The sequence below is a fragment of the Bacillus hominis genome, from assembly GCF_030348325.1.
Classification (GTDB): domain Bacteria; phylum Bacillota; class Bacilli; order Bacillales; family Bacillaceae_G; genus Bacillus_A; species Bacillus_A hominis.
The window spans coordinates 1,130,389-1,149,885 of record NZ_JAUCFS010000005.1; the positions used below are offsets into that span (position 1 = coordinate 1,130,389).

Consider the following 19,497-nt stretch of genomic DNA (forward strand, 5'->3'; position numbering starts at 1 on the left):
GTTGGTCCTCTTTTTTAATGCGAATTCGTAATGTTTTGCAATTGCTCCTGCATTTCACGTAGCTGAACTTTTTCAGCAGTTGAAGAGTTTGCATAAGCAGAGTGCAAAGAGTTTTTTGCTCTATAAACGAGTTCCTGTTGTTCAGCGCCACTTGAACAAGAAACGGCACTTGCAACAGCGTCTCTAGCTTGTTGGAATAGTAAGTTCCCCATTTAAACCCCTCCAAACGAAGAGTTACTTCTCGCTTTTTCTGCCTCAGCTAATGTACCTCTGTACGGGAATCTTGCATCATGCTTCATAACAGCATCGGCTCCTTGTTGGATAAAACGTTTTGATTTGTTCTTTTTACCCATTCGAAAAACCCCCTTTATTCAGCTGAAAACAATTGACGCGCTGACTTTTGCGTCTAATAATAGTATGAGCGTTTGGCGAAAACTATAAGCAGGGAATTTTTAGATTACAACCCAAGAACCTCTTCTAAATATAGAGCGATACCATCTTCTTCATTCGTTAATGTCGTATGATTTGCGAGTGATTTTAATTCAGGAATTGCATTACCCATTGCGATTCCATGACCAGCAAATTCGATCATTTCAAAGTCGTTATCCTCATCACCAAAAGCGATAATTCGCTCTTTAGGAATATTATAATGGCCTGAAATTTTTTGTAATCCGACAGCTTTATTTAATCCGCTTTTTACAATTTCAATAATTGGCCAAGGCGCACCCCATTTTCTATGGTCGATGACTTCAGCATGCATATCTGTTAAATGTTGGCGGATTGCAGCAGAATGCTCGTCATGTGCATCGATTAATAAGCAAGTTGGATGGTCGTTTAAAATATTTAATAAATCTCCTGTGAAAATCTTAGGAGAGCCGAATTCAAAAATATGTTTTTTATCTTCATCAATTTCACGGACATATACATCATCCATGACTTCAGCATAGACATTTTTCACGCCGAACTCAAAGCAAGCTCGGACGATTTCTTGCGCTGTTGAAAGTTCAAGAGGAGAATGATGTGTTCCCCAATTTGAATCAAGAGGGTGATGCACGTAAGCGCCATTAAAGTTTACAATCGGTGTATTAAGATTAAGTTCTTTATAATAATCAAAACTAGCACGGAATGGACGTCCCGTTGAAATGACGACGATATGTCCTTGTTCCTTTGCTTTTGCAATTGTCTGTTTCGTTCGAGTGGAAATTATTTTGTTGTCTGTTAATAAAGTGCCGTCTAAGTCTAATGCGATTAAATGTTGTTTACTCATAATTTCACCTCTTATAATAATTTTTTTGTATCTATCTGTATTTCCGTTTTTAATATGCAGAAATAAGAGGTTAGACTGGGTGAGACCACCATAGATGGAAATTTCACTATATATCCATCTTACGTCGCAAAGTGCTGTGGTGTCTACTATTTCTCACTGGAAATGCAGAAAAGTCAATAACTTTTCGGAAAGTTCAAATAATGTTTCTTTCATTATGTACAAATTGTGAAAAGGGTTACATTGCTCGTATGAGGAGGCTTATAATGAACATGTAATCTTCTCGTATATGTTTGACTCTCCTTTGAAACTGGCCTAAACTTTGGTTGGTTTCTTTTTTTTCAACAAATATGCCAATAATTCCTGCTTAAGCTTGTGTAATTATATATATGTACGTGAGTAAACGGTAGTACATGTTTCCTAAACATGACAGAAAAGCTTTCTTTTAAAATGGATATACTAATGAGGCAAGACGTCATGGAAGGAGAATGGAAATGGGACAAAATCGCAGGTTTCGTTCAGGGCAAAAGGCGCCAAATGATGGCATTTACGTAGAAATTGGTGAAACGGGAAGTATGGTGAAAGATCCACAAATGGTGAAATTAACTGCCGGGGAAAGGTTTCCGGAGAACGCAAATCATAACCGTCAGTGGACATATAAAAGAAAACCGTAACAGAAGCCGCAATCGTTATTGCGGCTTTTTTTGATTAGGGAAATGAATGTTACTTTTTTCTTTTTCCAATAATAAGTTTGAACTACATAAGCAAAATTATTGTATAAAAAAGTCAGTTGGCGTATAATCAAATTAAAGGTCAAAGAAAGTCAAACATTTGGAGGGCTGTAAAGATGGACTTAAATCAAATGACAACGAAAACACAGGAAGCGATTATGAGTGCTCAATCTTTAGCGGTATCTCATCATCATCAAGAAGTAGATACTGTTCATCTATTGCTTACGTTATTAGAGCAGCAAGACGGATTAACAGTACGTATTTTTCAAAAAATGAATGTCGATATAGAAGCGTTAAAGCAAGGCGCCGAAAATTTAATTAAGAAAAAGCCTTCTGTAACTGGAAGCGGGGCAGAGGCAGGGAAATTATATGTAACAGGTGCTTTGCAACAACTGCTTGTGAGAGCAGGAAAAGAAGCAGAAAAATTACAAGATGATTATATTTCAATAGAACATGTATTGCTTGCTTTTTCTGAAGAAAAAGGCGATATAAATCAATTATTTACAAAATTTCATATTACGAAAAACAACTTATTACAGTCTTTAATGACAGTTCGGGGGAATCAAAGAGTGACTAGTCAAAATCCAGAAGCAACTTATGAAGCGTTAGAAAAATATGGCCGTGATTTAGTGGCTGAAGTAAGAGCGGGGAAAATTGATCCTGTAATTGGCCGAGATAGTGAAATTCGCCGCGTGATCCGTATTCTTTCACGTAAAACGAAAAACAACCCTGTTTTAATCGGGGAACCAGGTGTTGGGAAAACAGCAATCGTTGAAGGATTAGCACAGCGTATTGTGAAAAAAGATGTACCGGAAGGATTAAAAGATAGAACAATTTTCGCTTTAGATATGAGTGCACTTGTGGCCGGAGCAAAATTCCGCGGTGAGTTTGAAGAACGTCTGCAAGCTGTATTAAATGAAATTAAAAAGAGCGAAGGCCGCATTCTATTATTCATTGATGAACTGCATACAATTGTCGGCGCTGGTAAAACAGAAGGAGCGATGGATGCAGGAAATATGTTAAAACCAATGCTAGCTCGTGGTGAACTGCATTGCATCGGGGCAACAACGTTAGATGAATACCGTAAATATATTGAGAAAGATCCAGCGTTAGAAAGACGTTTCCAACAAGTATTAGCAGAAGAGCCAACTGTTGAGGATACAATTTCGATTTTACGTGGTTTAAAAGAGCGTTTTGAAATTTATCACGGTGTAAATATTCATGACCGCGCGATTGTAGCAGCATCTGTTTTATCAGATCGATATATTTCAGATCGTTTCCTACCAGATAAAGCAATTGATCTTGTTGATGAAGCTTGTGCAACAATTCGAACAGAAATTGATTCTATGCCAACAGAATTAGATGAAGTAACGCGCCGCATTATGCAGCTGGAAATTGAAGAAGCTGCTCTTGGGAAAGAAAAGGACTTAGGTAGTCAAGAGCGCCTAAAAACATTGCAACGTGAATTATCGGATTTAAAAGAAGTTGCAAGTAGTATGAGAGCGAAATGGGAGAAAGAAAAAGAAGAAATTCATAAAGTGCGTGACTTACGTGAACATTTAGAGCGCTTGCGCCGTGAGTTAGAAGAAGCAGAAGGAAATTACGATTTAAATAAAGCAGCTGAGCTTCGCCACGGGAAAATTCCAGCTATCGAAAAAGAGTTAAAAGAAGCGGAAGAGATGGGTGCACATAATAAACAAGAGAATCGTTTATTACGTGAGGAAGTAAGTGAAGAAGAAATTGCAGACATTGTTTCACGCTGGACTGGTATTCCTGTCGCAAAACTCGTTGAAGGTGAACGTGAGAAATTATTACGTCTTGAACAAATTTTATCAGAGCGTGTCATCGGTCAAGAGGAAGCGGTAAGTCTTGTATCAGACGCAGTTCTTCGTGCTCGCGCTGGCATTAAAGATCCGAATCGTCCAATTGGTTCATTCATTTTCTTAGGCCCTACAGGTGTTGGTAAAACTGAGCTTGCAAAAACGTTAGCACAAACGTTATTTGACAGTGAAGAGCAAATGATTCGTATCGATATGTCTGAGTATATGGAGAAACACGCAGTGTCACGCTTAATTGGTGCGCCTCCTGGATATGTTGGATATGAAGAAGGCGGACAATTAACAGAAGCAGTAAGACGTAAACCGTATTCTGTTATTTTGTTAGATGAAATCGAAAAAGCACATCCAGAAGTATTCAACATTTTATTACAAATGTTAGACGATGGACGCATTACAGATTCACAAGGACGTACAGTAGACTTTAAAAACACGGTTATTATTATGACTTCAAATATTGGATCTGCGCACTTATTAGAAGGGTTAGAAGAAGATGGTTCTATTAAAGAAGAGTCAAGAGAACTTGTAATGGGACAATTAAGAGGACATTTCCGACCAGAATTCTTAAACCGTGTCGATGAAATTATTTTATTCAAACCTCTTACAAGGAATGAAATTAAAGGTATTGTTGATAAGATTGTACAAGAATTACAAGGGCGTTTAGCAGATCGCCACATATCATTAGAATTGACGGAATCTGCAAAAGAATTTGTTGTAGAAGCTGGATTTAATCCAATGTACGGAGCTCGTCCGTTAAAACGATACGTACAGCGTCAAGTTGAAACGAAATTAGCGAGAGAATTAATTGCAGGAACGATTACTGACAATAGTCACGTAGTGGTCGATGTTGAAAATAACGAATTAGTCGTTCATGTAAAGTAAAAAAAGAGTTCGGATAAAATCCGGACTCTTTTTAGTGTTGTTCTACTGGCTCGTTTGGAATCGCAGCTGCAATCGCTAATACTAATACCGCAAGAACAACTGAGAAAATAGACGCTTGGTTAAAATCGTATGTACCGCCAGTCATAGAGCCGATTACGTAGCTCATCATATGTACAAGCGCGAACGACCAAATTAATGCCCAAATGAAACGCATATTTTACACCTCTATTCGTTCAATCTGTCCTTATTGTAACACAATTGAAAAAAGAATATAGAAAAATATTTGTAGATTTTTCAACGCAAATTTGCATTCTGTTCATACATTATAAAAGAGTACTTTTATACGTTTAGAAAATAAGGCGGGGGAAAAATGAGTATTACGGAACGTTTTTTTTATTTAGAAAAAGAACCATGTGTAATTTATTTACCGGAAAAGCCAAATGGATTTTCTGTTATGCTCCTAGGAGATTATAACTATTTTATTGAGAATGGTACAAGTTTATGGACACAGCATGCAGGGAGAGCTTATTTTTTACAGGGCCTTATTGAAAAAGGCTATACGGTCTTTTCATCTAACTTATACGGAAGGCATTGGGGGAACGATCGAGCTGTTCGTCTTGCAAAACGTTTGTATGATGTCGTTCTAAGAAAAGAGACATTAAATATGAAAATGCACATTATGGCAGATGGTATGGGAGCACTTGTAGCGCTTGAGATGATGAACAAGTACCCTGAATGTATACGTTCTGTCGTTATGTTAAATCCGTGTTTAGATTTACCAGAATATGTGGGGTTTGAGAAAGAGCATAAGTTTTTTTACAAAAGATTAGTGAAGGAATTAAGTTTGGCGTATGATTCCAAAGAAGAAGAATTAGAATCAAAAATAAATAAGAAATCATTTGTGCTTCTTCCGTCTTGTGTACCTGTTAAAATTTTCGTATCGACACAAGAAAAAAGAGGAAGAAAACAATTGTTACGTAAATACGAGAAAATGAGGCAATTAAGTCAATGCGATACTTCTGTCTTATTCCATCTGCAAGATGTGAAATATAAAATGGTTAGGCAAACGACTGATTTCTTTAAAAAATATGAAGAAGAATTGTGAAGCTCCCATATACATAAATGAGGAGCTATTTGTTTCAAGGGGAAAGGGTTGGTGGTATGAAACGCGTGCTGATTATAGGTGCACTTACGTTTGTAGGTTATCACCTTGTGAATAAAATGATTGCAGAAGAAGTAGAAGTATATGGTCTTGATTTTGATGAATTTGATAGTATGACAAAAATTAATGAAGAGAAATTATTGTTGATTGGGCGAAATGCGCTATTTACGTACTATTCTATAAGGGATGAAGACGGGTGGCGATCGGTAGAGGAAGAGAGTTTCGATACAGTTTATTTTTGCTTGTATGAGCCGAATCAGCAAAGTGGATTTCGGAATGAAAGGGTCATATTACAATATTTAAAACGAATCGTAAGGATGTGTGAAAAAAATAACGTAAAGTTAAATCTAATTTCTTCTATTGAAATAGGAAGCACTGAAGAATCCGAAAACAAACGTCTATTTTTGAAAGTGGAAGAAGGGTTGAAAAAAGGCGAATTACAATATAGTGCATATCGAGTTCCTACATTATATGGGCCGTGGCAACCGTCGTTTATGATGTATCATCAGCTTATTTTATCAGAACTTGATGAAAAAGAGTGCCGTTGTATAAATGGAGAAAAAGGAAGCGATTTACTTTACGTTGAAGATGTGTGTGAATATTTATGGGAACATGGAATGAATGTAAAGCACCTCGGTGTATATAACTTACTTAGCGGAAAAGAAGCGTTATGGGAAAAAGGTATGAGTCTTTTACATGCAGATGGTAAGGTAAATAAAAAAAACGTGGAAGTAAGAGATGAAGCTGTAGATGTTATCTCTATTCAAAAAAATACACCAGTAGAATTCGGTTTAAATAAACAATTGGCACATATGAAAAAATATAAAGAGTTATACGAAGGGTAGCGCACGTGTTAAACTATTGTATGGATAATTGATTGAAAGCTTTAATGGAGAGGAAGAGATTACATGAACGAAAAAAGTATGCAATTTTTACAAATCGCAATGAAGCATTTACCAGAAGCTAAGGCAATTTTAGATTCTAATGGAATTGCACTTGATATGGAGAAAGCACAGCCAGTGTTAGAGCTATTGATGAAAGTAATGGACGAAGCATATGAGCTTGGAAAAGCAGATAAAGAATAAACCAAAACAAACCAAACCAAACCCCTTCTTTTTTGATGGGAGAGAGGCTCGAACCGTGGATAGAAGCGGTAAGGGCCTTTTTTAGTCTCGAGCGGAGTAAAACCAGAGGGAAGATGAGGTTAAAGGGGAAGGTTATGAGGAGAACGTCTTAGTTTTGAGGGAAAAGCAGATAAAGAATAAACCAAAACAAACCAAAACAAACCCCTTCTTTTTTGATGGGAAAGAGGCTCGAACCGTGAGAAGAAGCGGTAAGGGCCTTTTTTAGTCTCGAGCGGAGTAAGGTCAAAAGTATTGGGAAGTTTATCTTTTGAAGGACAGGGATTTTTCTGTTTCTTTTAATGAAAAATAAAGTTGGTAATACGCTGTCTTTATTTTTTTAGCTGAAATATATTCTAGACAAAAGTACATTTATGTTTTAAAATTAGTACCAAGTCATAATAATTGATATAAAACGGAGGGCTGCGATGTGAACGTGGGCATTTTAGGGATCGGAAGATATGTGCCAGAAAAAGTAGTCACAAATCACGATTTAGAGAAAATCGTAGATACATCTGATGAATGGATTCGTACGAGAACGGGAATTGCAGAAAGACGCATTGCCGATGATACAATAGATACTTCATATATGGCGGTAGAGGCTTCTAAAAAAGCACTTGAAGATGCAGGGATTAGTGGAGAGGATATCGATCTTATTTTAGTGGCAACGGTAACGCCAGATCGCGCATTCCCAGCAGTAGCTTGTGTAATCCAAGAAGCAATTGGTGCAAAACATGCAGCTGCGATGGATTTAAGTGCAGCGTGTGCTGGCTTTATGTACGGAATGATTACAGCGCAGCAATTTATTCAAACGGGAACTTATAAAAATGTATTAGTAGTTGGTAGTGACAAACTATCTAAAATTGTAGACTGGAACGACCGAAATACAGCAGTACTATTTGGGGACGGAGCAGGTGCTATCGTAATGGGAGCTGTTTCGGAAGGAAAAGGTGTACTTTCATTCGAATTAGGAGCGGACGGAAGTGGCGGTAAGCATCTTTATCAAGACGAGTATGTTATGATGAATGGCAGAGAAGTCTTTAAATTTGCTGTTCGTCAACTTGGTGATTCTTGTCTTCGTGTGTTAGACAAAGCGGGACTTACGAAAGAGGATGTGGACTTTTTAGTACCGCATCAAGCGAATATTCGTATTATGGAATCTGCAAGAGAGAGATTAAATTTACCGAAAGAAAAAATGAGTATGACAATTGAAAAGTTCGGTAATACATCAGCTTCTTCAATTCCAATTGCAATGGTAGAGGAATTGCAAAATGGACGTATTCAAGATGGTGATTTAATTATACTAGTCGGTTTTGGCGGCGGATTAACATGGGGAGCAGTAGCTCTTCGTTGGGGTAAATAAGGACTGAGAGAAAAAAAGGAGTGTATTTTGTATGGAAAAAAAGAGGGTTGTAATTACAGGGCTAGGAGCTGTTACACCGATAGGAACAGATGTTGAAACAGCTTGGGAAAATATTAAAAACGGTGTATCGGGAATCGGACGACTTACAAGAGTAGATTCAGAACAAATTCCTGCAAAAGTAGCAGCAGAAATTAACGACTTTGAAGTCGAAAAATATATGGATAAAAAAGAAGCGCGCCGTATGGATCGCTTTACACAATATGCAGTAGCAGCAGCAAAAATGGCGGTTGCAGATGCAAAGCTTGAAATTACAGAAGAAAATGCACCGCGCATTGGTGTATGGGTTGGTTCTGGTATTGGTGGTATGGAAACATACGAAGAACAATTTAAGATTTTTACTGAAAAAGGTCCGCGCCGCGTGAGTCCATTTTTCGTACCAATGATGATTCCAGATATGGCAGCAGGTCAAGTATCAATTGCTACAGGAGCGAAAGGGATTAATACTTGCTCTGTAACAGCTTGTGCATCTGGAGCGAACTCAATTGGTGATGCGTTTAAAGTAATCCAGCGCGGTGATGCTGATGCAATGATAACGGGCGGAGCAGAAGCGCCGTTAACAAGTATGGCATTTGCTGGATTTAGTTCAGCGAAAGCATTAACATTTAATGAAGATCCAGCAACAGCTTGCCGTCCATTTGATAAAAATCGTAGTGGATTTGTAATGGGAGAAGGATCTGGTATTGTAATCCTTGAAGAATTAGAGCATGCGTTAGCGCGTGGTGCTCATATTTACGCGGAAATTGCCGGCTATGGTGCAACTGGTGATGCATTCCATATTACAATGCCTGCTCCTGGTGGTGAGGGCGGAGTTCGTGCGATGCGTCAAGCTTTAGCTGATGCAGGTCTTCAGCCAGAAGATATTGATTACATTAATGCGCACGGTACAAGTACAGATGCAAATGAAAAGTATGAAACGATGGCAATTAAAGAAACTTTCGGTGAGCATGCATATAAAGTAGCGATTAGCTCGACGAAATCAATGACAGGTCACTTATTAGGAGCAGCAGGTGCTGTTGAAGCGATCTTCTCTATTAAATCAATTACAGACGGAGTGATTCCTCCGACGATTAACTATGAAACACCAGATCCAGAATGTGATTTAGATTATGTACCAAATAAAGCAAGACAGCAAGAAGTACGTGCTGTATTAAGTAATTCATTAGGATTCGGTGGTCATAACGCAGTATTAGTATTTAAAGCATATAAGTAATAGATAAAATGCGGTGTTTTTTCGTAACATACTACGAAAAAACACCGTATTTATTTTTACGTTCCTTTCTTTTTTCGCATATACATAAGAAAAGGAGGGAGGAAGATGGGGGTTGTTGAAACGGCAGAATGGTTACATCTGTATTATGGACGCCCAGAAAAGCTTTGCGAGAAATTTACAAAGTATATTCCATTACCAAAAGAAAGGCTGTATCGATTTCTAATCTCTAAAGGGATGTATCGCCCAGTAATGAGGGGAGAACAGGAAATTAAAGAGTTAGAGAAAAAAGAAATTTGGAAAGAACTTAGCAGGGAGTATGAAAAATTAAAAAGTTGGCTAAAAGGTCCAGATATCCCTATTTTTATTTTGTTATCAGATTCATATAATCGAACTGTACAAAAAGAGTATAACGGGAAGGCTGGATTATCTATGCGTCACGTTATTTTCTTGTTCGTATGTGGACGAAATTCGATAGAAGAATTAAAAGCATTATTAACGCACGAGTATCATCACATATGTAGATTACATCAATTTGATACGAAAGAAACGGAGTATACATTGCTTGATACGATGATTATGGAGGGTTTAGCTGAACAGGCCGTGAGGGAAAGGCATACAGAAAAAAGTAATGCACCATGGACGGTGTACCTTTCGAAAGAAGAAGCGCTTTATTATTGGCGAAACGTTGTACACGAAAGAATAACGATAAAACGTGGAACAAGGGAGCATGACATTTTATTAAATGGACTTCATTCCTATCCGAAAATGCTTGGCTATGCACTCGGGTTTCATATTGTGAAAGACTGTGTAGCATTTGAAGGAGAAAATACACTATCTTTATTATCTATAGATGCGAAAGAAATCTTGAATAAAGCAAATACATTTAATGTGTAATGAAAAAACAGGAGCTCTTATCTCCTGTTTTTTTAATTTAATAGGAGAAAAAATAATAATTAGAATATATTTCCTCAAGTGGAATAAAGTTAAGCAAAAATGAACATAATGATTGGTACAAACCTTAGTGAAGTGAGGGGTAGAGAATGTTATATCTGCATGATGTATGGGTAAATTGGTTTGAAGGTGAAGAGAATGGGTATAACGTTTGTCATTTTTACGAATGGCGGAAAGATGATACGATTGAGCTATTAGATCAAGTGCCATTATTAAAAGTAGATTCCACATTATATCATTACATCGAGGACGAATTGTTAGAGCTTCCACAAAAGTTATTGGAAGACGTACATCATAAGGCTTATATTCGTAAAAATCACGAACGTTTGCAACAAGAGTATTGTTTTGTAGTTACAGATGGAAAAGGAATTATTGCGATTGATTCAATCGGCTACAATGTGCCGATTCGAAAAAGTAGGCTAATACCGCGTCAAGAACAGATGGTATACGAGATGGTAGAAAATGTGCAAGCAGAAAAGTATGAGTTCCAAGTGGAAGAGATTGAAAAAGAACATCATATTTTATCACCATCGCCTTTCATTATGAATGGCCTAACTCGTAAAGAAAGACAGCTTAAACAATTATTATTTATGGCGTTAGATCAATTACATACAACGAAAAATCCAGCTGAAATTCGCTATTGGTTCACGGAGTGGGATCCATCAGCATACGGAATGGTTCAACATATGGAGTTTGAAGATGTTTGGACTAAGCTTTATGATGAAGCGAAAACTGGATGGTCTGAAAAGCACGAACAATTATGCGAGCGCCTTGTAAAAGGACAACCGTTTTTCGAAAAGTTATGGGAAATGGAAAACGAGCAGAAGGTAAATTAAAAAAACCGCCAATTGGCGGTTTTTTTATATGGAGTCGGCAAGCTCTTCGTGTCTAAGAACCTTTCGCATAAGAAGGAAAAAAGCGCCTTTTATGTGAAAGAACCTGAGCCAGTCAGAGCTGAGCGAGCCGCTTCCGCTTTTTATGAAATCCAGCTCCGGCTCCTAGCCCTTCGCGTCTAAGAACCTTCCCCACGAGAAGGTAAAAAGCACCTTCTGTGGGAAAGAACCTTAGCCGTCAGGGCTAAGCAGTCGCCTCCGCTTTATATGTTACCTACGTTTTCTGCTTAGTCCCATTGCGTTTTCTACTTTGCGTAGTTGTTTGAATGCAACGTGGTTTGCTTTTTCGGCACCTTTGTCTAGAATTTCGTCTAGCTCTGGGGAGTTGATTAGTTCGTTATATTTGTCTTGGATTGGACGAATTGCTTCTACAACTACTTGTGCTAGGTCACCTTTGAAGTCGCCATATCCTTTTCCTTCGTACATTGCTTCTATTTCTTCCACTGTTTTTCCTGAGAATGAAGAGTAGATTGTTAATAAGTTAGCAATACCAGGTTTGTTTTCTTTATCAAATTTAACGATACCGTCAGAGTCAGTTACGGCACTTTTAATTTTCTTTTCGATTGTTTTTGGATCATCAAGCATGCTGATCATCGATTTTGGATTTGGATCAGATTTGCTCATTTTTTTCGTAGGTTCTGTTAATGACATAACGCGTGCCCCTACTTTTGGAATGCGGATTTCAGGAATCGTGAACACTTCGCGGAAACGTTTGTTGAAGCGCTCTGCTAGGTCGCGTGTTAATTCCATATGTTGTTTTTGGTCATCACCAACAGGCACGATTTCTGTGTTGTAAAGTAAAATATCAGCAGCCATTAATGGTGGATACGTAAGTAATCCAGCTGGAACTGAATCTCTACCAGATGCTTTATCTTTATATTGTGTCATACGCTCTAATTCTCCAACGTACGCAACAGATTGCATAATCCATCCTAGTTGAGCGTGTGCTGGCACTTCTGATTGTACAAATAAAGTAGCTTTTTCAGGATCGATGCCGCATGCAACGTATAGCGCAGCAAGACTGCGGATGTTTTTACGAAGTTGTACGGGATCTTGAGGTACTGTAATCGCATGTTGGTTTACAATACAGAAATAACAGTCGTGTTCGTTTTGAAGTTCTGTAAATTGCTTCATAGCTCCTAAATAGTTTCCAAGTGTAATTGTTCCGCTTGGCTGGATACCAGAAAAGATAACTGACATAAGTAATTCCTCCTAAAATTGAATGTGCGATGGGGAAGAGAAGGCATACAAAAAAGCCCATTCATCCCAAATTACATAGGGGCGAATGGACCGCGGTACCACCCTAATTATTTCACAGCTGTGAAATCTCTCAAGATCCATAATAACGTCTGGATATGACGCCAAAGCCTACTACTTTCGGTTCGGTTTGGTGCTCAAAAGCCCATTCCATACTGTACAATTACTTGTTCACACCAGCCACAAGCTCTCTGAAATTGCCCCAATATGTACTCTTCTTTATCATCGCATACATATAAATTTATTTATTGTTAACTGAGTCCTTTTAATATGAAAGAACTAAAGTTTTATAACAAAATGTTTTGCTGATTATTATATCATATGGAATAGTGTTTGCAAACTACATCAAAATAGTAAAGCTAATGAGGGTCGAGAACAACCCAAGTACGATACCAGTAATACAAATCGGATACGTCCATTTGAATGAATATGTTTTATAAATACGTTCTTTCTTATCGATAGGTTCCTCAGCTTCTTCAATTAAAGAGTCAATCTTTTTGTTCGTACCAAATACTCTTTGGAATGCGTAAATGGTTACGTTAAAAAATCCATTTTGAAAGATGTATAAAAAACCACCTATAAGAATAAAAAACAATGCGATATAGAATGAGATGTTGACAAAATTCAACAAAAACTGAGATGAAACGAGGAATGCGCCCACACTAGCAGCGATTATCGCTACAAAAAATAGTATACAAGTATGAAAAAAAACTTTATTCAAAATATTCCCCTCCGTCAAAATATTACTAGAATTATTATACTATAAAAGTTATAATAAGTAATATAAAAAATTTTTTGAAAATTATACGCAATTACAGTTCTAATTTCAAGATGATGGTAGCAATGTTAACGTATCCCTTTACAAAAAATTAAAAATATAAACATTTTATTAAAAATTTTAACAAAAAAACAAAAAACTATATTCACAATCGTCATATTATATGTATAATGAAAATTGTAGAAACTTGGAGATTATTCTTTCAATTCTGTTTTTCTACAAGTTAGGGTACAGGAAGTGCAATTAGGGGAGGCAACACAACATGAAGAAAAAGATACCGCTATTGCTTGCATCGACGTTGACAGTAAGTGTGCTAGGAGCCTGTAGTTATCAAAAAGATGATAATAAGGCAAGCGCGAAAGGATCCAGTACTTCAAATAAGCAAGTATTGAATCTAACAGAAACTGCTGAAATACCAACAATGGATACGACGTTATCAACGGATGCAGCATCTTCTAACATCATGAATAACACAATGGAAGGATTGTATCGTCTGGGGAAAGACGATAAACTTGTTCCAGGAGTCGCTAAATCTTATGAGAAATCAGAAGATGGTAAAAAGTATGTATTTAAATTACGTGAAGATGCGAAATGGTCGAATGGTGAACCTGTAACAGCGAAAGACTTCGTTTATTCTTGGAGAAGAGCTGTTGATTCAAATACGGGTGCCAAATTTGCTTACATACTATTTGATGTGAAAAATGCAGAGAAAATTAATAAAAAAGAACTACCAGTTGAGGAACTTGGTGTAAAAGCAATTGATGATCACACACTTGAAGTGGAATTAGATAACCCTGTTCCTTATTTTGTAAGTTTAACAGTCTATCCAACATTTTATCCTTTGAATGAGAAATTTGTAAAAGAACAAGGAACAAAATTTGGATTAGAATCCAATACGACACTTTATAATGGCCCATTCGTTTTAAGTGAATGGAAACATGAACAAAGTTTCCACCTTAAGAAAAATCCAACGTATTGGGAAAATAAAGTAGTGAAGCTTGAGGAGATAAACTTCAATATTGTTAAGGATCGTTCAACTGCTATAAATTTATATGAAACGAAAGCGATTGATCGTGTAGTATTAACATCAGAATTTGTAGATAAATACAAATCAGATGCTGATTTTAAAACAATTAAGAGACCATCTACACAATTCATTCGTTTAAATGAAAAAAATAAATTTTTAGCCAATAAAAATATCCGAAAAGCAATTGCGATGTCCTTTGAACGTGAAAATATCGGAAAAGTTATCTTAAACGATGGTTCAGAAGGCATGTATGGTTTTGTTCCGAAAGGTTTGGCAAAAGGACCTAACGGAAAAGACTTCCGTGAAGAGAACGGAAAGCTTATAAAAGAGGATGTTAAAGAAGCTCAAAAATATTGGGAAGCTGGTAAAAAAGAACTTGGTGTAGACAAAGTAGAGTTAGAGTTATTAAACTTTGATACTGATGATGCAAAAAAAATCGGAGAGTATTTAAAGGGACAATTCGAAAAGAACTTACCAGGTTTAACAGTTTCAACAAAAATGCAGCCATTTGCACAAAAATTAAAACTTGAAGCAAGTGGAGATTATGCGATGTCATATGCGGGATGGAGTCCAGATTATATGGACCCAATGTCATTCCTTGAAATGTATACAACAGGTAATTCACAAAATAAAGTGAATTACGCAAATCCAGCTTATGATGAACTAATTAAGAAAGCCAAAACAGAAGTAGATGTACAAGCCCGTTGGGACGCTCTATTAAAAGCAGAACAACAATTGCTTGAAGATGCAGCGATTGCTCCAGTATATCAACCTGGAAAGGCATATTTACAACGTAGTTCAATTACGGGCCTATTAGAACATAAATACGGCGGAGAATTTAGCTATAAGTGGGTTGAACTCAAAAACTAAAAATGGTTTCCATCATGAATAAGGGTATATGCCTATGATGGGCATGTGCTCTTATTTTAAAAAAATAAAAGTAAGAATATTTTAAACTATCTTATTGCTTTTGAGAAAAACGGGGAGGTGCTTGACTATGGGACGTTATGTATTAAAACGTTTCGTGTACATGGCTTTGACATTATTTTTAATTACTACACTGACTTTCTTTTTGATGAAATTACTTCCGGGTTCACCGCTTAAAAATCAGGAGAAATTATCACCGGCACAAAAAGAAATCATTCTTGAAAAATATGGTTTAAATGATCCAGTACCAGTTCAATATGCACGTTACTTAGGTAACTTAGCAAAAGGTGATTTAGGGGTATCATTCCAATATGATAACCGCCCAGTAACAGATATGATTGTGGATCGTATTGGACCATCAGCACAACTTGGTTTACAAGCGATTATATTAGGAACATTTATCGGTTTAATTTTAGGAATCGTTGCGGCACTTCGTAACAATACGTGGGTCGATTATGGGGCGACAATTATTTCCGTACTCGGGATGTCGGTACCGTCATTCGTATTCGCCGCATTACTACAATATTTCGTAGGGGTAAAACTTGGTTGGTTCCCAGTAGCATTTTGGAAAGGACCGGAGTTTACAGTAATGCCTACAATTGCCTTATCGATGGCAGTTATCGCAACAATCGCACGTTTCGCTCGTGCAGAGTTAATTGAGGTTATGCAAGCTGACTACATTTTAACAGCGAAAGCGAAAGGAATTAGCCAAGGCGTTATCATTATCAAGCACGCACTTCGTAACGCATTAATTCCAGTTGTAACAATTTTAGGACCAATGGTTGCAGGATTAATTACAGGGACACTAGTTATTGAGCAAATTTACGCTGTACCTGGACTTGGGGAACAATTCGTTAAATCGATTACAGTGAATGACTATACAGTTATTATGGGAACTACAATTTTCTATAGTGCGATCTTCATCTTAGTTATTTTCATTGTCGATATTTTATACGGAATTATTGATCCTCGTATTCGTTTAGCGGGAGGGAAAAAATGATGAAAGATGTACAAAAATTATCTCCAGATTTATTTCAACCAGCCAATCAAAGTAATGTTGATAATGAAGTCATTGCCCGTCCAAGCTTAACGTTTTGGCAAGATGTAAGAAGACGTTTGTTCCAACATAAAGGTGCGATGTTTGGTTTCGTATTATTAAGCCTTATTGTATTACTAGCAATTATAGGACCGATGGTAAGTAAACACTCATATAAAGAGCAGGATTTAGGTCGTGCGAAAATGCCACCGAAAATTCCAGTGATTGAAAATATTCATTGGCTACCATTTGACGGTACAGATCAATATGGTGTTGATCAATATGAAAAACGTGATATTAAAGAGTACTTCTGGTTTGGTACAGATGATCTTGGCCGTGATTTATGGACAAGAACATGGGAGGGTACACGTGTATCATTATATATCGCTCTTTTAGCAGCAGCGATTGACCTAGTAATCGGGGTCGCATACGGAGGTATTTCAGCGTTCTATGGCGGTAGAGTAGATAATATTATGCAACGTATTATGGAGATTATTAACGGTATTCCATACTTAATCATCGTTATTTTAATGGTAATCATTATGGGATCAGGTATTTGGTCGATTACACTCGCGATGGCAATTACAGGTTGGATAGGGATGTCGCGTATCGTTCGTGGACAAATCCTAAAATTAAAAAACCAAGAATATGTATTAGCATCTCGTACATTAGGGGCAACAAATACACAGTTAATTGTGAAGCACTTAATTCCGAACGTAATGGGACCAATTATCGTAATGACAATGTTTACAATTCCAACAGCGGTATTTGGTGAAGCATTCTTAAGCTTCATCGGACTAGGTATTCAGCCACCATTCGCATCACTTGGTTCTCTTGTAAACGATGGTTATAAATCAATTCAAACGTATCCACATATGATGTTCATCCCAGCGGTTGTCATCAGTATGTTAATCTTAGCATTCAACTTAATGGCAGACGGATTACGCGACGCGTTAGATCCAAAAATGCGTAAGTAAAAGAGGGGAGAAGTAAAAATGAAAACATTGCTAGAGGTAAAAGATTTGCAAGTCTCCTTTGATACACATGCAGGTGAAGTACAAGCTGTACGCGGCGTTACTTTTGATTTAAAAAAAGGAGAAACATTAGCGATTGTAGGAGAATCTGGTTCTGGTAAATCAGTTACTTCTAAAGCGTTAATGGGATTAATTCCGAATCCTCCAGGACGTATTAAAAACGGTGAAATCATATTTGAAGGTCGTGACTTAACGAAACTAACAGAAAAAGAAATGCAGCAAGTACGCGGTAAAGATATTGCGATGATTTTCCAAGATCCAATGACATCGCTAAATCCAACGATGACAATTGGTAATCAGATTATGGAAGGTCTTATTAAACACCAAGGGATGAGTAAAGCAGACGCACGTAAAGTTGCTGTAGAATTAATCGACCTTGTAGGTATTCCAAATCCAGAAGCTCGTTTAAAACAATATCCTCACCAATTCTCAGGTGGTATGAGACAGCGTGTAGTTATTGCGATGGCGTTAGCTTGTAACCCAAAATTATTAATTGCCGATGAGCCGACAACTGCGCTAGACGTTACAATTCAGGCGCAAATTTTAGAGCTTATGAAGGACATTCAGCAAAAAACAGAAGCAGCAATCATTTTCATTACGCATGACTTAGGTGTAGTGGCAAACGTTGCAGACCGAGTTGCGGTTATGTACGCTGGTAAAGTTGTTGAAATTGGAACTGTTGATGAAATTTTCTATAATCCACAACATCCATACACATGGGGCTTAATCGCATCTATGCCAAGCTTAGATGGTTCAGAAGACGAGCTATATGCGATTCCAGGAACGCCTCCAGACTTATTAAAACCGCCAAAGGGTGATGCTTTTGCACCACGTAACCCACAGGCGCTGAAAATTGATTTTGAAATGGAACCACCTTTATTTAAAGTAAGTGATACACATTATGCTGCAACTTGGTTACTTCATGAGCAAGCGCCAGAAGTAAAACCACCAGCAGTTGTTGAAAAACGTATTCTTCAAATGAAAGTGGGTGAACAACATGACTAAACAACGTGAGAAATTAATTGAAGTAAAAAATGTGAAACAACACTTTGATGTGAGTGGTGGTGTTGTTAAAGCAGTTAATGATATTTCATTTGATATTTACCGCGGTGAAACATTTGGACTTGTAGGAGAATCTGGTTGTGGTAAGTCAACAACTGGAAGAACGATCATTCGTTTATACGATGCAACTGCCGGTGAAGTGTTGTTCGATGGTGAAAATGTACATGGTAAAAAATCACGCGCAGAACTTAAGAAGTTCAACCGTAAAATGCAAATGATTTTCCAAGATCCATATGCATCATTAAATCCTCGTATGACAGTGGGGGATATTATCGCAGAAGGTATTGATATTCACGGACTAGCAAAAAGCAAAAAAGAGCGTATGGACCGTGTTCACGAGCTGTTAAATACAGTTGGTTTAAATAAAGAGCACGCGAACCGTTTCCCGCATGAATTCTCAGGTGGACAACGTCAACGTATCGGTATCGCGCGCGCGCTAGCTGTAGAACCTGAATTTATCATTGCTGATGAACCAATCTCAGCACTTGACGTATCGATTCAGGCGCAAGTTGTAAACTTACTGAAACAGTTACAAAGAGAAAAAGGTTTAACGTACTTATTCATCGCCCATGATTTATCCATGGTAAAATACATTAGTGATCGAATTGGTGTAATGTACCGTGGTCAAATCGTTGAGCTGACAACAAGTGAAGAGTTATATGCGAATCCAATGCATCCATATACAAAATCACTACTATCTGCAATTCCGCTTCCAGATCCAGATTATGAGCGCAATCGTAAACGTATCGTATACGATCCATCTCAACATCAATATGGTGAGGAAGCACCAACAATGCGTGAAATTCGCCCAGGACATTTCGTATTATGTTCTGAAGCAGAGTATAAGAAATATAAAGAAATTTATCAATAAAAAAGTAGAGCCATTCTTCTATTACAGAAGGAT

Annotated in this window: 20 protein-coding genes and 1 other annotated feature; of the genes, 14 read left to right on the forward strand and 6 right to left on the reverse strand. The window is 37.4% G+C overall.

All coding sequences use genetic code 11. The features are described 5' to 3' along the window. Positions 1-14: 14 nt before the first annotated feature. From QUF93_RS08105 to QUF93_RS08115, 3 genes are all read right to left on the reverse strand, one after another. Entirely contained in the window at positions 15-212 is a 198-nt protein-coding gene (locus tag QUF93_RS08105; protein ID WP_000527405.1) for a DUF3813 domain-containing protein, read from the reverse strand. Beyond that, positions 213-353 carry a hypothetical protein gene (locus tag QUF93_RS08110; RefSeq protein WP_000516816.1) on the reverse strand — a complete coding sequence of 47 codons (141 nt, stop codon included), beginning with the start codon at positions 351-353 and terminating at the stop codon, positions 213-215. Between the two features lie 104 nt (positions 354-457). Beyond that, positions 458-1,267: a Cof-type HAD-IIB family hydrolase gene (locus tag QUF93_RS08115; protein ID WP_289358424.1), complete on the reverse strand. Its 810-nt coding sequence runs from the start codon at positions 1,265-1,267 to the stop codon at positions 458-460. A 491-nt stretch (positions 1,268-1,758) separates the two neighbouring features. Between QUF93_RS08115 and QUF93_RS08120 the strand changes: the two genes are divergently transcribed. Then, positions 1,759-1,938, forward strand: a complete 180-nt coding sequence (locus QUF93_RS08120) for a YjzC family protein (protein ID WP_002117000.1) — start codon at positions 1,759-1,761, stop codon at positions 1,936-1,938. A gap of 173 nt (positions 1,939-2,111) precedes the next feature. Further along, positions 2,112-4,712 (forward strand): ATP-dependent chaperone ClpB, encoded by a 2,601-nt coding sequence (gene clpB, locus QUF93_RS08125; protein ID WP_289358425.1) that lies wholly within the window; start codon positions 2,112-2,114, stop codon positions 4,710-4,712. Positions 4,713-4,743: 31 nt separating this feature from the next. Here the strand turns inward: clpB and QUF93_RS08130 are convergent, their stop codons facing one another. Continuing rightward, positions 4,744-4,926 (reverse strand): YjzD family protein, encoded by a 183-nt coding sequence (locus tag QUF93_RS08130; RefSeq protein ID WP_001211111.1) that lies wholly within the window; start codon positions 4,924-4,926, stop codon positions 4,744-4,746. 156 nt (positions 4,927-5,082) lie between these two features. Here QUF93_RS08130 and QUF93_RS08135 point away from each other — a divergent pair, with 156 nt between their 5' ends. The 7 genes from QUF93_RS08135 (at position 5,083) to QUF93_RS08165 (ending at position 11,415) form a co-directional block, all read left to right on the forward strand. Continuing rightward, entirely contained in the window at positions 5,083-5,817 is a 735-nt protein-coding gene (locus tag QUF93_RS08135) for an alpha/beta hydrolase (protein WP_128282149.1), read from the forward strand. A gap of 29 nt (positions 5,818-5,846) precedes the next feature. Further along, positions 5,847-6,719: an NAD-dependent epimerase/dehydratase family protein gene (locus QUF93_RS08140; RefSeq protein WP_289358426.1), complete on the forward strand. Its 873-nt coding sequence runs from the start codon at positions 5,847-5,849 to the stop codon at positions 6,717-6,719. Between the two features lie 63 nt (positions 6,720-6,782). Beyond that, on the forward strand, positions 6,783-6,959 hold the full coding sequence (locus QUF93_RS08145) for a ComZ family protein (RefSeq protein WP_193645655.1): 177 nt from the start codon (positions 6,783-6,785) through the stop codon (positions 6,957-6,959). 466 nt (positions 6,960-7,425) lie between these two features. Next, complete coding sequence (gene fabH / locus QUF93_RS08150) at positions 7,426-8,358, forward strand: beta-ketoacyl-ACP synthase III (protein WP_002117009.1); 933 nt, start codon at positions 7,426-7,428, stop codon at positions 8,356-8,358. A gap of 31 nt (positions 8,359-8,389) precedes the next feature. After that, positions 8,390-9,628 carry a beta-ketoacyl-ACP synthase II gene (gene fabF / locus QUF93_RS08155; RefSeq protein ID WP_289358427.1) on the forward strand — a complete coding sequence of 413 codons (1,239 nt, stop codon included), beginning with the start codon at positions 8,390-8,392 and terminating at the stop codon, positions 9,626-9,628. 105 nt (positions 9,629-9,733) lie between these two features. Beyond that, positions 9,734-10,522, forward strand: coding sequence for a DUF2268 domain-containing putative Zn-dependent protease (locus QUF93_RS08160; protein ID WP_289358428.1), 789 nt, complete (start codon positions 9,734-9,736; stop codon positions 10,520-10,522). 146 nt (positions 10,523-10,668) lie between these two features. Beyond that, a complete protein-coding gene (locus QUF93_RS08165; protein WP_002117017.1) occupies positions 10,669-11,415 on the forward strand; it encodes a YjbA family protein in 747 nt (248 codons plus the stop codon). Between the two features lie 267 nt (positions 11,416-11,682). Here the strand turns inward: QUF93_RS08165 and trpS are convergent, their stop codons facing one another. After that, positions 11,683-12,672 carry a tryptophan--tRNA ligase gene (gene trpS / locus QUF93_RS08170; protein WP_289358429.1) on the reverse strand — a complete coding sequence of 330 codons (990 nt, stop codon included), beginning with the start codon at positions 12,670-12,672 and terminating at the stop codon, positions 11,683-11,685. A gap of 74 nt (positions 12,673-12,746) precedes the next feature. Then, positions 12,747-12,964, reverse strand: a binding site (T-box leader). A 105-nt stretch (positions 12,965-13,069) separates the two neighbouring features. Then, entirely contained in the window at positions 13,070-13,450 is a 381-nt protein-coding gene (locus QUF93_RS08175; RefSeq protein ID WP_289358430.1) for a DUF3899 domain-containing protein, read from the reverse strand. A gap of 319 nt (positions 13,451-13,769) precedes the next feature. On the opposite strand from QUF93_RS08175, the gene QUF93_RS08180 reads away from it, so the two are divergent. The 5 genes from QUF93_RS08180 to QUF93_RS08200 all read left to right on the forward strand — a co-directional run bounded on the left by QUF93_RS08180 (position 13,770) and on the right by QUF93_RS08200 (position 19,464). After that, positions 13,770-15,404 (forward strand): peptide ABC transporter substrate-binding protein, encoded by a 1,635-nt coding sequence (locus QUF93_RS08180; RefSeq protein ID WP_002117026.1) that lies wholly within the window; start codon positions 13,770-13,772, stop codon positions 15,402-15,404. 127 nt (positions 15,405-15,531) lie between these two features. Continuing rightward, the gene (opp3b, locus tag QUF93_RS08185) at positions 15,532-16,461 is read left to right on the forward strand and encodes an oligopeptide ABC transporter permease (protein ID WP_000534165.1); all 930 of its coding nucleotides are present in this window, start codon (positions 15,532-15,534) and stop codon (positions 16,459-16,461) included. Beyond that, the gene (gene opp3C / locus QUF93_RS08190; RefSeq protein ID WP_002117029.1) at positions 16,458-17,474 is read left to right on the forward strand and encodes an oligopeptide ABC transporter permease; all 1,017 of its coding nucleotides are present in this window, start codon (positions 16,458-16,460) and stop codon (positions 17,472-17,474) included. Before opp3b ends, opp3C begins: the two co-directional genes overlap by 4 nt. An 18-nt stretch (positions 17,475-17,492) precedes the next feature. Next, on the forward strand, positions 17,493-18,536 hold the full coding sequence (locus QUF93_RS08195) for an ABC transporter ATP-binding protein (protein ID WP_002117031.1): 1,044 nt from the start codon (positions 17,493-17,495) through the stop codon (positions 18,534-18,536). Next, entirely contained in the window at positions 18,529-19,464 is a 936-nt protein-coding gene (locus QUF93_RS08200; protein ID WP_002117032.1) for an oligopeptide ABC transporter ATP-binding protein OppF, read from the forward strand. The genes QUF93_RS08195 and QUF93_RS08200 overlap by 8 nt, the downstream gene beginning before the upstream one ends. Positions 19,465-19,497 lie beyond the last annotated feature (33 nt).

Bases quoted from the DNA above. Each gene is read 5' to 3' on its own strand.
- QUF93_RS08105 (WP_000527405.1), bottom strand. From the start codon at position 212: ATGGGGAACTTACTATTCCAACAAGCTAGAGACGCTGTTGCAAGTGCC.
- QUF93_RS08110 (WP_000516816.1), bottom strand. From the start codon at position 353: ATGGGTAAAAAGAACAAATCAAAACGTTTTATCCAACAAGGAGCCGAT.
- QUF93_RS08115 (WP_289358424.1), bottom strand. From the start codon at position 1,267: ATGAGTAAACAACATTTAATCGCATTAGACTTAGACGGCACTTTATTA.
- QUF93_RS08120 (WP_002117000.1), top strand. From the start codon at position 1,759: ATGGGACAAAATCGCAGGTTTCGTTCAGGGCAAAAGGCGCCAAATGAT.
- clpB (WP_289358425.1), top strand. From the start codon at position 2,112: ATGGACTTAAATCAAATGACAACGAAAACACAGGAAGCGATTATGAGT.
- QUF93_RS08130 (WP_001211111.1), bottom strand. From the start codon at position 4,926: ATGCGTTTCATTTGGGCATTAATTTGGTCGTTCGCGCTTGTACATATG.
- QUF93_RS08135 (WP_128282149.1), top strand. From the start codon at position 5,083: ATGAGTATTACGGAACGTTTTTTTTATTTAGAAAAAGAACCATGTGTA.
- QUF93_RS08145 (WP_193645655.1), top strand. From the start codon at position 6,783: ATGAACGAAAAAAGTATGCAATTTTTACAAATCGCAATGAAGCATTTA.
- fabF (WP_289358427.1), top strand. From the start codon at position 8,390: ATGGAAAAAAAGAGGGTTGTAATTACAGGGCTAGGAGCTGTTACACCG.
- QUF93_RS08160 (WP_289358428.1), top strand. From the start codon at position 9,734: ATGGGGGTTGTTGAAACGGCAGAATGGTTACATCTGTATTATGGACGC.
- QUF93_RS08165 (WP_002117017.1), top strand. From the start codon at position 10,669: ATGTTATATCTGCATGATGTATGGGTAAATTGGTTTGAAGGTGAAGAG.
- trpS (WP_289358429.1), bottom strand. From the start codon at position 12,672: ATGTCAGTTATCTTTTCTGGTATCCAGCCAAGCGGAACAATTACACTT.
- QUF93_RS08180 (WP_002117026.1), top strand. From the start codon at position 13,770: ATGAAGAAAAAGATACCGCTATTGCTTGCATCGACGTTGACAGTAAGT.
- opp3b (WP_000534165.1), top strand. From the start codon at position 15,532: ATGGGACGTTATGTATTAAAACGTTTCGTGTACATGGCTTTGACATTA.
- opp3C (WP_002117029.1), top strand. From the start codon at position 16,458: ATGATGAAAGATGTACAAAAATTATCTCCAGATTTATTTCAACCAGCC.
- QUF93_RS08195 (WP_002117031.1), top strand. From the start codon at position 17,493: ATGAAAACATTGCTAGAGGTAAAAGATTTGCAAGTCTCCTTTGATACA.
- QUF93_RS08200 (WP_002117032.1), top strand. From the start codon at position 18,529: ATGACTAAACAACGTGAGAAATTAATTGAAGTAAAAAATGTGAAACAA.